This window comes from Clostridium sp. AF29-8BH (genome assembly GCF_003478145.1).
Lineage (GTDB): Bacteria > Bacillota > Clostridia > Lachnospirales > Lachnospiraceae > Otoolea > Otoolea fessa.
In genome coordinates this window covers 131,368-146,838 of record NZ_QUEL01000004.1, presented here as the reverse complement: position 1 = coordinate 146,838, position 15,471 = coordinate 131,368, and the positions used below count along the sequence as shown (strand labels likewise).

7 protein-coding genes and 2 pseudogenes are annotated in these 15,471 nt (G+C 51.6%); all 9 read right to left on the bottom strand.

All coding sequences use genetic code 11. The features are described 5' to 3' along the window. Window positions 1-3: 3 nt before the first annotated feature. Window positions 4-2,649: a diguanylate cyclase domain-containing protein gene (locus tag DWZ16_RS04785; protein WP_243021924.1), complete on the bottom strand. Its 2,646-nt coding sequence runs from the start codon at window positions 2,647-2,649 to the stop codon at window positions 4-6. A 188-nt stretch (window positions 2,650-2,837) separates the two neighbouring features. After that, the gene (locus DWZ16_RS04780) at window positions 2,838-3,398 is read right to left on the bottom strand and encodes a DNA-3-methyladenine glycosylase I (protein WP_118481762.1); all 561 of its coding nucleotides are present in this window, start codon (window positions 3,396-3,398) and stop codon (window positions 2,838-2,840) included. A gap of 106 nt (window positions 3,399-3,504) precedes the next feature. Further along, the gene (gene cls / locus DWZ16_RS04775; RefSeq protein WP_118491338.1) at window positions 3,505-5,067 is read right to left on the bottom strand and encodes a cardiolipin synthase; all 1,563 of its coding nucleotides are present in this window, start codon (window positions 5,065-5,067) and stop codon (window positions 3,505-3,507) included. Between the two features lie 242 nt (window positions 5,068-5,309). Continuing rightward, window positions 5,310-6,584, bottom strand: a complete 1,275-nt coding sequence (locus tag DWZ16_RS04770) for an O-acetylhomoserine aminocarboxypropyltransferase/cysteine synthase family protein (protein WP_106999780.1) — start codon at window positions 6,582-6,584, stop codon at window positions 5,310-5,312. A 72-nt stretch (window positions 6,585-6,656) separates the two neighbouring features. Further along, window positions 6,657-11,182 (bottom strand): annotated as a pseudogene (locus DWZ16_RS04765) (PolC-type DNA polymerase III). Window positions 11,183-11,186: 4 nt separating this feature from the next. Further along, a pseudogene (ispG, locus tag DWZ16_RS04760) lies at window positions 11,187-12,262 on the bottom strand (flavodoxin-dependent (E)-4-hydroxy-3-methylbut-2-enyl-diphosphate synthase). Window positions 12,263-12,352: 90 nt separating this feature from the next. Further along, window positions 12,353-13,480, bottom strand: coding sequence for an RIP metalloprotease RseP (rseP, locus tag DWZ16_RS04755; RefSeq protein WP_118522369.1), 1,128 nt, complete (start codon window positions 13,478-13,480; stop codon window positions 12,353-12,355). A gap of 1 nt (window position 13,481) precedes the next feature. Continuing rightward, window positions 13,482-14,624, bottom strand: a complete 1,143-nt coding sequence (locus DWZ16_RS04750) for a 1-deoxy-D-xylulose-5-phosphate reductoisomerase (protein WP_118467607.1) — start codon at window positions 14,622-14,624, stop codon at window positions 13,482-13,484. Between the two features lie 42 nt (window positions 14,625-14,666). After that, window positions 14,667-15,467 (bottom strand): phosphatidate cytidylyltransferase, encoded by an 801-nt coding sequence (locus DWZ16_RS04745; protein WP_106999776.1) that lies wholly within the window; start codon window positions 15,465-15,467, stop codon window positions 14,667-14,669. Window positions 15,468-15,471: the final 4 nt, after the last annotated feature.

Here is a 15,471-nt window from a genome sequence, read left to right as displayed (position 1 = left end):
CAATCAGCCTTTGACGATCGTCATACCAAGCCCAGTTCCCTGATAAACACTGCGTGCATCATTTTTCTCCTGTACAAACGGATCAAAGATGTGGTCCAGAAATTCCTGGCTCATGCCAACTCCCGTGTCCGAGATCGTCCACCTATAGACGCACCAGCCGTCCCGTACATCCTGCGCCTCCACCCTGGTACTGATTTTTCCGCCCGGATGATTGTATTTGATGCAGTTTCCATAAATATTCAGGAAAATCTGGCGCAGATGGAGCTGGCTGCCATAAATATACGGATACGGAATCTCCGCTTTTCTTTTATCATACTCCCATTGAATGCCCGCATCTACCGCGCGCTCGATGATGATGCTCACGATATCGTGCGTCATCTCTGCCAATGAAATATAATCATGTGCCAGAATGATCTTTCCTTCTTCCAGCTTGCTCATCTGCAGCACATCATTGATGAGGGACAGCAGATGCCCCGCCGCCACCTGCATTTTCCGGTGATTTTCCATCAGCATCTCCTTATCATCAAAATGTGCCTCATCTATTTTCAAAAGCCCGATAATGCCATTGAGCGGTGTCCGGATATCGTGGCTCATGCGGCTTAAGAAATCTGTTTTCGCCCGGTTTGCCGTCCTCATTTCATCAAATGCCGCCTGCAGGCGCGCGTGCTCCTGTTCATCCCGCGCGTGCATCTGCGACGTATCCTGCAGAAGAATGATCGCATGAACCACCGGCATCTCACAAGAAAGCTCCGTATCAAACACGATCGTCTGCGTCATCAGAACTGTTTTCTGTACCCAGCAGATCGTGCCATCTTCCTCCTGGATACAGTATTCCACAGAAATATGTTTCTCCCCTGCCTCAAACCGCTTCAACAGCTTAGCCGGATCATCTGCCAGACGATAGCTTCCCAAGGTCTCCTGGGTGACCATCTTCATATATTCACTGCAATAATCACGGTAAGAACACGGCAGCGGATAGTCCATAAATAGCTCCCGGCATTCCTCGTCTTTTCCATTCAGGACAACACTCTTCTCCAGAATATCCTTTGTCAAATTAACTGTATATATCATATCCGACAGATCCAGGAGTGCATCCACATAGCTGTCATTTTCCAGAATCGACTGTTTGAGCTGTTCATAATAAAGCGTCAGCTGTTCCTTCGCATCTGCCCGCCCTTCTGAACTTTTCCGGATCGTCTCAAATGCCAGCAGGAAATGATGCAGCTTTCCTTCCTCATCCCAATCTACCGGGATCAGCGTCAGGCGGCTGTAGAGTCCCTGACCGTTCGTGTCATACTGCAATTCGAGTAGATCTCCCTCCGCCTGCAGCTTCCCGGAAAGCTCTGAAACCTGCAGGCTCTGGCGGATGTGGGCGCGGTCAGCACGAGCCACCCGTTCCGCTGCTATCTGCTCCGCCGCACCGGAATAGCTTCCGTCTGACGCCAGAAAGAAATCAGCACTGGCACGGAGTGCCCGGTAAGTATCCATGTGCGCGTCGCAGTAGAGACAATCCGAAAAGTTTCTCCCGTACCGGTTTAAAAGCTTGAGCAGGTGGAAATCCAGCCGTTTTTCCGCTGCCGCTTCCTCGCGCTTTACATGGTTTTTGTTGATATACATATTTTTATCGGCAAAACTGAAAAGCTCCCGCATCGTGCTGCCCGGAAAATCACTGGCAAGTGCATACCCGGCCGCATAGCTGAGCGGCATATCCGGATATCCCTTTGACTCCTCTGTCATCGCCTCCCGCACATGGGTGAGGCATTCCCGCATGGCCTCCTCATCCAGACCATGCGTAACGGCAATAAATTCATCGCCGCCGTCCCGCCCTACGAACTGTTCCGCAGGCATGGACGCGCGCAGACAGACGGCGAACCGCCTGATGTAGGCATCCCCCGCCTCATGCCCCATGCTGTTGTTGATTCGGCGGAGATTATTCAGGTCAAAACTGCATACTCCCACATTCTCTGCCGCCGGTTCCGGATCATCCAGCAATTCTTCGCATTTATTCTTATTGGGGAGTCCGGTCGCCTTGTCCAAATACACCTTTTTCTGCAGCGCACGGTTCATCGCCGCAAAGCGCACCGCCTTGATAAATTCATATCCAATCAGAAGCATCAGAACAATAATATCAATCGTGATATATTTTTCAATTACCGTCAGCGAGGATGCCTTCCTCTGGGAATACGCCTCCGCCAGTCCCGTCGCCTCATCACAGATTTCAAAGAACCGCTCGCTCTTATCAATGATCTCTGTATTCTCATAGCCGACTTCTCGGACACGCAGGATTTCATAGTGAAGCGCGGCAAAGTACTCCTCCAACTCCTGCATCTTACTCTGAAACGCCCCGTCATCAAGGCGCACCAGCCCCAGTTCGCCATTGCCATTCCGCAGACCGTCGACGAAGGCCTCAATATCCTGAATCATACCATCCTCCGGCTGATCGGAAATTTCCAATTTAATGATACGCTGTGTCTTTCCGCGCACCAGTCCCGCATAATTGACCACACGCGCCGTTCCCTGAATACTGGAGACAATTCCCATCATCACGATAATCAGTGCCGCCAGCACAACCGCCAGCACGCCGATGCAGATCTGTATTATGTTTGAAGTCTTTTTCTTCTTACTCTTATTCGCATTCTCGGAATCCATCGCTCCGTCCTCCCGTGAAAAAGAATGTGCCTTGGCACATTCTCGCGCCAAGCGCGGTCGCTTGCAACATGTTTCTGCTTCGCGCGAGTGCGCATCCTCGCGGAGCGTTTTTTGTTTCATAGGACATAATTTCCCATGAAACAAAAACCCTGGCACGCTCTTTTCCCTGCACCTGCCATCTTGTTATTTTACATCTTATATTCCAGAAAGCATCCATCCTCATGCGACTCAATCCGCCCGACCGCCTGCAGATACGAATAAATAATCACCGTCCCGGCAAACTTCATCCCACGCTTTTTGAGATCTGCCGACACTGCATCTGAGAGCGGCGAGCTGACCTTGCCTGTCTCATGAATCACCGCATCTCCTGTCCAGTGAGTCAGATACGCGTCAAAACTCCCATATTCATTCTGAATTTCCCGGAATATCCGTGCATTCGTGACAGCGGCATGAATTTTCAGCCGGTTATGTACAATTCCCGGGGCGGTCCGGAGTGCTTCCTCCTTCGCCTCGTCGTAACCGCACACCTTGTCCAGGTCAAATTCATCGAACGCGGCGCGGAATGCCTCCCGCTTATTGAGAATGCACTCCCACGAAAGCCCTGCCTGAAAGCATTCAAGGATCAGCATCTCAAAGAGCTTCGCATCATCCCGAACCAGCTTTCCCCACTCCTCGTCGTGATAACGGATATACAATTCATTCTTTGGATTCGCCCAGCAGCAGCGGTGTCTTCCATCGTGCCATTCCATACGTTTATCTCTCCCTGTTCGTCATTTGCTCTCACATTTTTTGCTTATTTATCCTTGTTTTTCATTCAAGAAAACATAAATATGCCATATCTCTCGTTTTGAAGTTCTACATAAGCGGCGCCAGAATCCGCAGCGCCTTCCCCGCAAACCGCCGGATAAACGGATACTTCCGGCAGTTTTCCAGAGTGATCCGCTCGCTCTTTGCAAGTGTTTTCTGGAAATCTTCTTCCACATCCATCACAACCGCATTGCGGAAGAAATAGGACGCACACTCAAAATGCAGATACAGGCTTCTGAAATCAAGGTTGATCGTTCCGACCACCGCCTTCTCATCGTCGCTCGTAAACATCTTCGCATGGATAAAGCCCGGCGTGTATTCATAGATCTGGACACCAGCCCGCAGAAGCTCTGCATAATAGCTGCGAGCCAGCAGGTACGCATATAACTTATCCGGTATATGCGGCATGATAATAATGACCTCCACGCCGCGCTTTGCTGCAAACTTGAGCGCCGCCAGCGTCGTATCATCGAGAATCAGATACGGGGTCGTGATGTGCACATACCGGCGTGAACGCCCTAAAATATCGAGGTACACCGACTCGCCGACATTTTCCCCGTCGAGCGGGCTGTCCGCATACGGCATCACAAAGCCGCCGTATGCCATCCCCGCCGGCATATGAAATTCCGGCGGACATAAAAATCGGCGGTACTCCTCGCCATCCCGCTCCGTCACATCCCAGAGCTGCAGAAACATCATCGTAAAACTATCCACGGCTTTTCCTTTGATCAGGACTGCCGTGTCCTTCCAGTGTCCAAAGCGCACCCGCTGGTTGATATACTCATCCGCCAGGTTCACGCCTCCGGTAAACGCAGTATGACCATCAATCACGCAGATCTTCCGGTGATCGCGGTTATTCTGATAACTCGAGAGAGCCGGACGCACCGGCGCAAAAATCTTGCACTGAATCCCCTTCTCCTGCATCGCCTTCTCATAGCCGTGCGGCAGCGTGAAGAGATTTCCCATGCCGTCATACATAAATCGGACTTCCACGCCCTCGGCGGCCTTCGTCTCTAACACCTGTAAAATCGCATCCCACATCACTCCGTGTTCTACGATAAAATATTCCATAAATATAAAATGTTCCGCTTTTTTGAGTTCTTCCAATAATACTGGAAACATATCATCTCCCAGCGGGAAATAACGTGCCCCCGTATTTTCATACGCCGGGAAACGTCCGTACTGGTTCATATAGCGGACGAGATTGCCGCCGCTGGCGCTGATGCTCTCATAGTGTGCCAGCACCTCCGGATCCTGTAAAAGGTACGGACGCAGTTTTGTCCCAACTTCCTCGATCCGCCGGTTAATACGGTGCGTGCCAGGCTGCAGCGTCAAAAACAGATAAAACAGCGTTCCAAACACTGGAAATACCAGAATCGGCACAACCCAGGACAGCTTGATCGTGCTGTTTCCTTCATCGCTGATAATATAGATCAATATCAGGGCACTGAGTATCGCAGATCCGCCATACATATAAATCAGGTACTCTCTAAACCAGTCAAACCCGGCAAAGAGCACAAGAATCTGTATCAGCAGAAACAGCGTTCCCAGCGTGGTACGCCCGAAAATCAGACGCAGCAGTTTTTTCAATTTTTTAAGTATTTTTTCCATTTTCTACCAGTCCATTTCTCTATCTCGTTCATCGGGCATCTGTCATATCATTTAAAACTACAGTGCCATTTCTCATAGTATGACAGATTTTTGCAAATAAAACAAGAGGTCAGCCAGAGACTGACACAGATTTATGTGTCATCCCGACTGACCTGTCATTGCAAGCGCTCATTTTAACAACCGCATTGAAACATCTCACTGATATTCCGCATAAGGCTTATATAGCGCCATTTCCTGGAATTTTAGTCCTCCAGTGCCTGACGGATATCCTCGATGATATCATCCGCATTCTCAATTCCGACACTCAAACGGATCAGGCTCGGATCAACGCCCGCCTCCTTGAGTTGCTCGTCGGAGAGCTGACGGTGAGTATGACTTGCCGGATGCAGCACGCAGGTTCTCGCATCGGCAACATGGGTTACGATGGCTGCCAGTTTCAGCTTATCCATGAACTCGCCAGCTGCCTGACGACCGCCCTTTAAGCCGAAAGAAATAACGCCGCATGTACCGTTCGGCATATATTTCTGCGCCAGTGCATGGTATTTATCATTTTCAAGTCCCGGATAATTCACCCAGGCCACATCTTCACGGCTCTGTAAATACTCGGCGACCTTCTGTGCATTCTCACAGTGGCGCGGCACACGCAGATGCAGTGTCTCCAGACCGATATTCAATAAGAAGGAATTCTGCGGGGACGGGATGGAACCGAGATCACGCATTACCTGTGCGGTTGCCTTGGTGATATAAGCCGCCTTACCGAATTTCTTCGTGTAAATAATGCCGTGGTAAGACTCATCTGGCGTCGTCAGACCCGGGAATTTGTCTGCATGCGCCTCCCAGTCAAAGTTGCCACTGTCCACGATGCAGCCACCAACGGTCATCGCATGTCCATCCATATATTTTGTAGTAGAATGCGTTACAATATCTGCGCCCCACTCGAACGGACGGCAGTTGATCGGAGTTGCAAACGTATTATCTACAATAAATGGAATACCATTTCTGTGTGCAATCCGGGCAAATTTTTCCAGATCCAACACTACCAGAGCCGGGTTTGCGATCGACTCACCGAAGATACACTTTGTGTTCGGGCGGATCGCCTTCTCGATCTCCTCTTCTGGCGCATCCGGGTCAACTAACGTAACATCGACGCCCATTTTTTTCATCGTAACGACAAACAGGTTTGATGTGCCGCCGTATACGGTTGCCGAGCAGACCAGATGATCGCCCGCGCCGCAGATATTAAATACCGCATAAAAGTTTGCCGCCTGTCCGGAGGATGTCAGCATTGCTGCCGCGCCGCCCTCCAGCTCACGGATCTTATCTGCGACTGCATCATTGGTCGGGTTTGCCAGACGGGTATAAAAATATCCGTTTTCCTCCAGATCGAAGAGTCTTCCCATCTGCTCACTGGTTGAATACTTAAAGGTCGTGCTCTGGTAGATCGGCAGAATTCTCGGCTCGCCATTTTTCGGCTGCCATCCGCCCTGGATGCACGTTGTTTCCATTGAACGTTTCATTTTTCTTCTCCTTCATATGTTTATTTTTAAATAATTATATAGTAATTGAGCCCATTTTTTAGTACGGCTCTTTTACATCACCATATCAAACAGCGAAAGCTGATTGCTCTCCGGCAGCCCCGTCAGAATTCCCAGCTCTGCCATCAGATCGCACACCGTCTTCGTAACCTTGGTACGGTTGATAAAGTCCTCTTTCGACAAGAACTTTCCGTCCTCCGCCGCAAAAACAATCGCGTCTGCCGCTTTCTCGCCGAGTCCGTCGATACTGCTTAACGATGGCATCAGCTTTCCGTCTATGATCTGGAAATTGCGGGCTTTTGCCCGGTAAATATCGATGGGCATGAACTCAAATCCGCGCGCGTACATTTCCTGTACGATACGCATATCGCGCAGCGTGTCCTGCTCTTTCTTGGAAAGAGAATCCGACCGGCTCTTGTACTCCGCCAGATGGTACTCCAGCTTATCGCGCCCCTGGCACATCAGCTTGTAGGTAAATCCACTCGCACGGATGCTGAAATATGCCGCATAGTACGCCAGCGGGTAAAATACCTTACAGTACGCCACACGCCACGCCATCATAACGTAAGCCGCCGCGTGCGCTTTCGGGAACATATACTTGATTTTCAGGCAGGAATCGATATACCACTGCGGCACATCGTGAGCTTTCATCTCCTCGATCCACTCCGGTTTCAGTCCTTTTCCTTTTCGGACAGACTCCATGATAGTGAAGGAGAGTCCCTCTTCGAGTCCTTTCTGAATCAGATAAATCATAATATCGTCTCGACAACAGATCGCCGTCTGAATCGTCGCCTGTCCGCTCAGGATAAGGTCTTTCGCGTTTCCTAACCATACATCCGTACCGTGGGACAGACCGGAAATCCGCACCAAATCCGAAAAATATTTCGGTTTGGCATCGATCAACATCTGCATCGCGAAGTCTGTACCAAACTCCGGAATGCCAAGCGCCCCGAGCTTACAGCCGCCGAGATCCTCCGGCGTGACACCGAGCGCCTCCGTGTTCTGGAAGAGACTCATGACCTCCTTCGAATCCAGTGGAATATCCTTAACCGGGTCGAGTCCCGTCAAATCCTGCAGCATACGAATCATGGTCGGATCATCGTGTCCGAGAATATCGAGTTTCAACAAGTTGTGGTCGATGGAGTGGTAATCGAAATGCGTCGTGACGGTGCGTGTCGTCATATCGTCCGCCGGGTGCTGCACCGGTGTAAACGTGTCAATCTCCTCTCCGAGGGGCAGTACGATGATACCGCCCGGATGCTGTCCGGTGGTACGCCGCACGCCGACGCAGCCGGACACGATGCGCTCAATCTCGCACCGGCGCTTACGGATTCCTTTATCCTCATAATAATGCGCCACAAAACCATACGCTGTCTTATCCGCCAACGTACCGATCGTCCCCGCACGGAAGGTCTGTCCTTTTCCGAAGATGACCTCCGTATAGCTGTGCGCCCGGCTCTGGTACTCGCCGGAGAAGTTTAAGTCTATATCCGGCTCCTTATCGCCCTTGAATCCCAGGAACGTCTCAAACGGGATGTCGAACCCGTCTTTTTTCAACGGTTTTCCGCACTTTGGACATATCTTATCCGGCATATCGCAGCCCGCCATACCCGAAAACTTCTTTACGTCTTCGGAATCAAAATCGTAATAATGGCAGTTCGGGCAGTAATAATGCGGGCTCAGCGGATTTACCTCCGTGATACCAGACATCGTCGCCGCCAGCGAGGAACCAACGGATCCTCGCGAACCAACCAGATATCCATCCTCATTCGACTTCCAAACCAGCTTCTGCGCGATGATATACATAACGGCGAATCCATTGGAAATGATCGAGTGAAGTTCACGCTCCAACCGATCGACTACCACCTTCGGCAGCTTATCGCCGTACATATCATGCGCGTGGTTGTAGCAGATGGTACGCAGCGTATCATCCGAATTCGGAATAACTGGCGGACACTTGTCCGGGCGTACCGGGGAAATGCGCTCACACATCGCCGCGATCTTGCGCGTGTTTGTGATAACGATCTCCTCCGCCTTATCGCTGCCTAAATATTCAAATTCCCCCAGCATTTCCTCGGTGGTCCGCAGATACAGTGGTGCCTGATCGTCTGCATCCTTAAAGCCCTTGCTCGCCATGATGATACGGCGGTAGACCTCATCCTCCGGATCGAGAAAATGTACGTCGCAGGTCGCGCAGACCAGCTTGTTCCACTGTTCGCCAAGTTCAATCACTTTGCGGTTCAGATCCTGCAGATCCTCCCAGGTGTTGACCGAACTTTTCTCATCCCGCAGCATAAATGCGTTGTTTCCAAGCGGCTGCACTTCCAGATAATCGTAGAAATTCGCTATTTTTCCCAGTTCCTCCTCCGGAACCCCGCGCAGAATCGCCTGAAACAGCTCGCCCGCCTCGCACGCCGATCCAAGAATCAGCCCCTCGCGGTGGCTCGCCAGCAGACTCTTTGGAATCCGCGGACGTTTTGCAAAATACGTCAGGTTTGACTGGGAAATCAGCCGGTACAGGTTGATTCGCCCGACATCATTCTTCGCCAAAATAATAATATGGTAGGTCGGCATCTTCCGGATCATTTCCGGTGTCATTTTGCTGAGTTCGTTGAGCTGCGTCAGGTTTTCGATATCACGAGCCTTTAACATCTCGATGAACTTGACAAAAATCTCTGCCGTCGCCCCCGCATCATCGACCGCCCGGTGATGGTTTTCGAGGGAAATTTTAAGCTCTTTCGCTACCGTGTCGAGCTTGAAGCGGTTCAGGTTCGGCAGCAGGACACGCGCCAGCGAAACCGTATCGAGAACGGTCGGCTGGAATGTGAGTCCCTGCCGTCTCGCATTTTCTTTGATGAAACTGATATCAAACGACGCGTTGTGCGCGACCATGACCGCACCCTCGCAGAATGCCAGAAACTCCGGCAGAACCTCTTCGATCGTCGGCGCGCTGATTACCATGCCGTCGTTGATGCTTGTCAGCTGTTCAATGTCATAGGGGATTGGCACTTCCGGGTTGACAAATGTGCTGAATTTGTCCACAATCTTTCCATCCGTCACACGCACCGCGCCGATCTCGATGATGCGGTTCTTGATCGGGCTGAAACCGGTCGTCTCGATATCGAATACAACGCAGGTGTGGTCTAACGTCTGTCCTTTCTCATTCTCCGCCAGTTCCTTCATATCATCGACGAGATAGCCCTCAACACCATAGAGGATCTTGAAGTTTTCGCCCTTATCAACCGCATGGTTCGCATCCGGAAACGCCTGCACACAGCCGTGGTCGGTGACAGCGATCGCGTCCATGCCCCACTGTTTGGCACGTTTGATGATATCCTTGACCTCGGAAACACCGTCCATATCGCTCATCTTTGTGTGACAGTGAAGCTCCACGCGCTTGACCGAACTGTTGTCCATCCGCTTGCTGGTGAAATCTTCGCATTTCTTGATGCCGGAAACCGAACCGATCGTCAGCTCGCCATCAAATTTATCAATGTTGGCAACACCCTTGATGCGGACAAACTGTCCCGCCTTGGTCGCCGTCTTCAAATCATCCAGCGTATCCTCCCGTGCAAAGATCTTGACGCCGATTGTATCTGTAAAATCCGTTACCGAAAACATAAACAGTGTGTTGCCGCTGCGAAGCTCCCTTAGCTCGCAAGTCAGGATCTTTCCGCGGATGACAACCTGCCCAACCTCGCCTTCCAACTCCTCGATCGGGCTCGCCTCCTCATCGAAATCGCGCCCAAACAGCACATCCGGATTGTCGGATTTCTTCATATAGCCCGAACGGCGGTACTCGCCGCCCTTGCCAGATCCAGCATTTGCGCTGCCTGCCTGGTTTCTGCCTCCTGCCGGATTCCCCCCGGCTTTCAGCTTACCAACCGGTTTTAAAACAGTCTTTCCCTCGTCAAATGGCAGATCGACACCGCCAGAGGCAGGTTCTGCCCCCGATGGTTCCATATACGCCTCATTGGCACCTGCTGCTCCGGCAGCCGCGCCGCTTCCGCCTGCCGTGCCACTCTCGCCTGCCGCCTGCGGCTTCATGTAGATGATCTCCGGCTCAGTATTCTTCTTCTCAACCGGACGGTAGGAAGTCTTCACAACCACCGGCACATTGCAGCGCTCGGTGAAGATTTTCTCCAGAATCCGCACCAGCTCCGGTGCCTTATCGCGCACGATCATCGTGTCCTCCAGCGACAGCTCAGGTATCCTTCTTCTTCAAAATTCATCTCCGCCTTACGGAACATATTATAAAGAAGGATACTGTAATTTTTCAGCTCCATCAAAATGCTGTCCCGGTATACATTCATGAGTTTTTCCGGCGTGTACTGGCTGGACAGATGGTATTTCTCCAAAATCTTGATCGTCACCCGTTTGCCCGGAAACAACTGCTCCTTGATGCCTTTTTCCAGATCGTAGATACTCTGCTTGTGCATCAGGCGCGGGCTGTCGATGTATACGCGGATCACGCTCCGGTCACGGTTCGTCGAGATCTTCTCGATCCCGACCATTTCAAGCAGTCCCCGCACATTTTCCGCAATATGTAAATCTGGAAATACCTCCAGAAATGTTTTCATTCTATCATTCCTTTGCTTTTTTCTCTTCCACCATCCGGTCAAGCTCCGCTTTGAGCGCCGGTAAAAGTTCACTCTCCGGCAGTTTTTTCACAATCTCGCCCTTGCGTATCAGAAGTCCTTCGCCGATACCGCCGGCTACACCGAGATCGGCTTCCTTCGCCTCGCCCGGTCCGTTGACCACGCAGCCCATGACGGCAACCTTGATATCCAGCGGATATCCCTGTACCAGCGTCTCCACCTGGTTTGCCAGACCGATGAGGTCGATCTGCGTGCGTCCGCAGGTCGGACATGAAACAACTTCCACGCCTCCCCGACGAAGGCCCAGCGTCTTCAAAATCAGCTTTGCCGACTTGATCTCCTCCAGCGGGCTGCCTGTCAGGGACACGCGGATCGTATCACCGATTCCCTGACTCAAAATCAGTCCCAGACCGACCGCTGACTTGATATTGCCCGCAATCACAGTTCCCGCCTCTGTGATACCGACATGCAGCGGATAATGAGTCTTTTTTGCAATTAGTTCATGTGCTTTTACACACATCATAACATCCGAAGATTTGATGCTGATGACCAGATTATCATAACCCATCTGCTCAATCAGGCAACCTTATCCAGCGCACTCTCAACGAGTCCTTCCGCTGTCACGCCGCCATATTTCTCTACCAATGACTTTTCCAAAGAACCGCTGTTGACGCCGACACGAATCGGCACGCCATACTCTTTTGCCTTGTCAACCACCGCCTGGATCCGCTCTCTGGAACCGATATTTCCCGGATTGATACGGATTTTGTCCGCGCCGCACTCGATCGCCGCGATCGCGAGACGATAGTCAAAATGAATATCCGCCACCAATGGAATATGTATCTGGCGTTTAATCTCCGTCAGGGCAGCAGCCGCCTCCATTGTCGGCACTGCCACACGGATAATATCGCAGCCCGCGTGCTCCAGCGCCAGAATCTGCTCGACGGTCGCCTCCACATCCTCTGTTTTCGTATTACACATCGACTGGATCAGAATCGGATTGCCGCCGCCGATCTGTCGTTTTCCAATCTGCACCACTTTCGTCTCGTCCCGGTATCCCATATCGTTCCTCCCAAACCGTTCTTCTCCGACACAAAATTTCCGGCCTCTTTCGAGCAAATCTTTCATGCCTTTGAATCAAATGAATTATCATTACAATAAATTTCTAATATCATTAAACAATACAAATAACATCAGCGTCATCAACGCCGCCATGCCCACCATATGGACCATGCCCTCTTTTTCCGGATCAACCGGCTTGCCGCGCAGCATCTCCAGAATGATAAATACAAGCCGTCCGCCGTCCAGCGCCGGAATCGGAAGCAGATTCATGACACCCAGATTGGCGCTGAGTAGAATACACATATTGGCCAGATTGACAAGCACAATCATAAGTCCGTAGCTCTGGCTCTCCTTGACCGTCGTGCCGATCATCGACACAATCCGCACCGGACCCGCGATATCGTTCGAGCTGACCTGCCGCTTCAGAATCATGCCAAGGCTGCTGAACGTCACACGGATCCAATAGCGCACTTCATAGAAGCTATACTGCGCCGTCTGAATCACGGACGCCGGTTTCCGGTAAACGCCGCCGCTGATTCCAATAAGATAGCGTCCCGCCTCCTCGGAATAGCGCGGAACCATCTGCGTCGTGTAGGATTTCCCATCCCGCACATACTCCACCGTGACACTCTTTCCCGGATGAAACTGCAGATACGTCTGCACATCGCGGTACAGATAGGTGCGCGTACCATTTAAGCGCTCGATCGTATCGCCCGCCTGCAGCCCCGCCTCCTGTGCCGGATAGCCGTCCTCAACACTGACAACCGACGCCGGATCAAATCCCACACAGCTGATCACGAAAAAGGCGCAAAACCACGCCAGAATGAAGTTGAATACAGGTCCTGCCACCACGACTTTAAAACGTGTCCAGGCAGAAACCGCATTAAAATAAGTCCCCGTTGCGCCCGAAGGCAGCAGGAGCCGATCCGTTTTTCCATCTGTCAGACTCTGGTTCTGATCGCAGGAACTCCCTTTTTCCGTCTCACCCGGCGCATCATACCCTTCATCTTCCCCCAGCATCATACAAGAACCGCCAAACGGAAGCAGCTTCAGCGAGTACCGCGTCCCGCCTTTCACAAAACTGAAAAGTCTAGGACCCATGCCGAGCGAAAACTCAACGACGCAGATTCCGCCCCGTTTTGCCAATAAAAAATGTCCAAATTCGTGAAACAGCACGATCAGGCTGAATACAATCAGTGCCGCCAGCAAACTTACCAATCTACCACCTGCTCTCTATAAAATCATAGGTTTCCTGTTCTGCTGCCAGAATCTCTTCGACCGTCGGATTCTCTTTCACGGTGTGGTGTTCCATCGCCGCCTCAATCATATCAGTGATGGTCAGATATCCGATCTCGCGATCGAGGAATTTCTGGACTGCCCGCTCATTTGCCGCGTTGAACACGGTCGGAAGCGTGCCGCCGCGCCGTCCGGCTTTGTATGCCAGGGAAAGTCCGTGGAAATTCTCAAAATCCGGCGCTTCAAAGGTAATCTGTGCCAGCTTTGCAAAATCCAGCCGGTCGCCCGCTAGGAAGCGGCGTTCTGGATAATACAGCGCATACTGGATCGGAAGTTTCATATCCGGCGTGCCGAGCTGCGCTATTACCGCGCCGTCCTCGTACTCTACCATTGAATGAATCACACTCTGCGGCTGCACAACCACCTGCACCTGATCCATCTCCACGCCAAAGAGCCATCTCGCCTCCATAACTTCCAGACCTTTGTTTACCATCGTGGAACTGTCGATCGTGATCTTGCGCCCCATCGTCCAGTTCGGATGTTTCAGCGCATCTTCGACCTGCACACTCTTCATCTGCTCTCTCGTCCATCCGCGGAACGGTCCGCCGGACGCTGTCAGGAGAATCTTGTGGATCTTATTTCCCGTCTCACCGTTCAAACTCTGGAAAATCGCGCTGTGCTCGCTGTCCACCGGCAGAATACGGACATGCTTCTCCTTTGCCAGCGACATAATGATATGCCCGGCCGTTACCAGGGTCTCTTTGTTTGCAAGTGCAATATCTTTTCCAGCATTCATCGCTGCGATCGTCGGGCGGATACCGATCATTCCGACTACCGCTGTCACCACAATCTCCGCACCCAGCTCCGTTGCCACTGCGAGAAGTCCATCCATGCCGCTCTCGACACGGATATCCAGATCGCGCACACGGTCTTTCAGTTCTTTTGCTTTTTCCTCGTTCCAGACCGCCGCGATCTTCGGAGAAAACTCCCGGATCTGTTTCTCCAGAAGATCAATATTGCTTCCAGCCGCCAGAGCCGTTACTTCTATATCTTTATTCGCCCGGACCACTTCCAATGTCTGTGTTCCGATCGATCCGGTTGATCCAAGTATCGCAATTTTTTTCATTTCTTATTCTCCTGTTTCTGTATTTTCATACATGCTTTCGTTTTATCGTAAAAACGTCAGTGCAAAATAAATCGCCGGTGCCGTAAAAATCATGCTGTCGAACCGATCCAGCACGCCGCCGTGTCCCGGAATCAGGTTTCCGTAATCCTTGACATTGTGGTTCCGCTTGATCGCCGACGCCGCCAGATCCCCGATCTGGGAAATGACCGCCGCAATCGCACACGCCACCGCGCATGCCACCATCGGATTGCTGACCTCGTCCATCTTCGCACCGAAGAAATACGCATAAATGCAGCCTAACAGAGCCGATCCGACCACACCGCCGACGGCGCCCTCGATCGATTTTTTCGGGCTTAAAACCGGTGCCAGACGGTGTTTTCCAAGGAGCATTCCCGCGCAGTATGCGCAGGTGTCACAGCCCCAGGAGCTTAAAAAGATCAGCCAGACAAGGTATTTTCCGTCCGCCATTGCCCGCACCTGATACAGGTAGGAAAGCATAATTCCCAGATAAAAAATGCCGAAAAATGCTACTGTAATCTGCTCGGTCCCATATTTCGGAAACGTGAACACGTAAATGCTCATCAGCACCATCAGGGCTGCAATCGCAAGCAGCGTCACATAATGCTGCCCTTCAAACCACACCAGCCCATAATATCCCAGACACGCCAGATACCCGGCGATGCCCGGCGCTTTTTTCTCAATCCCCATAACCCGGTAAAGCTCAAACATACCGATCAGGGAGATCGCGGCGGTCACACAGTACAGAAGGACACCGCCCTTTGTAACCAGTAAAATCGCGAGTGCTACAAGCACAATCCCGCTTATCAGCCTCGTTCTGAACATGGCA

What these genes read in the sequence shown, in the direction of transcription:
- DWZ16_RS04785 (WP_243021924.1), bottom strand. Translation starts at nt 2,649, where the DNA reads ATGGATTCCGAGAATGCGAATAAGAGTAAGAAGAAAAAGACTTCAAAC.
- DWZ16_RS04780 (WP_118481762.1), bottom strand. Translation starts at nt 3,398, where the DNA reads ATGGAATGGCACGATGGAAGACACCGCTGCTGCTGGGCGAATCCAAAG.
- cls (WP_118491338.1), bottom strand. Translation starts at nt 5,067, where the DNA reads ATGGAAAAAATACTTAAAAAATTGAAAAAACTGCTGCGTCTGATTTTC.
- DWZ16_RS04770 (WP_106999780.1), bottom strand. Translation starts at nt 6,584, where the DNA reads ATGAAACGTTCAATGGAAACAACGTGCATCCAGGGCGGATGGCAGCCG.
- DWZ16_RS04750 (WP_118467607.1), bottom strand. Translation starts at nt 14,624, where the DNA reads ATGAAAAAAATTGCGATACTTGGATCAACCGGATCGATCGGAACACAG.
- DWZ16_RS04745 (WP_106999776.1), bottom strand. Translation starts at nt 15,467, where the DNA reads ATGTTCAGAACGAGGCTGATAAGCGGGATTGTGCTTGTAGCACTCGCG.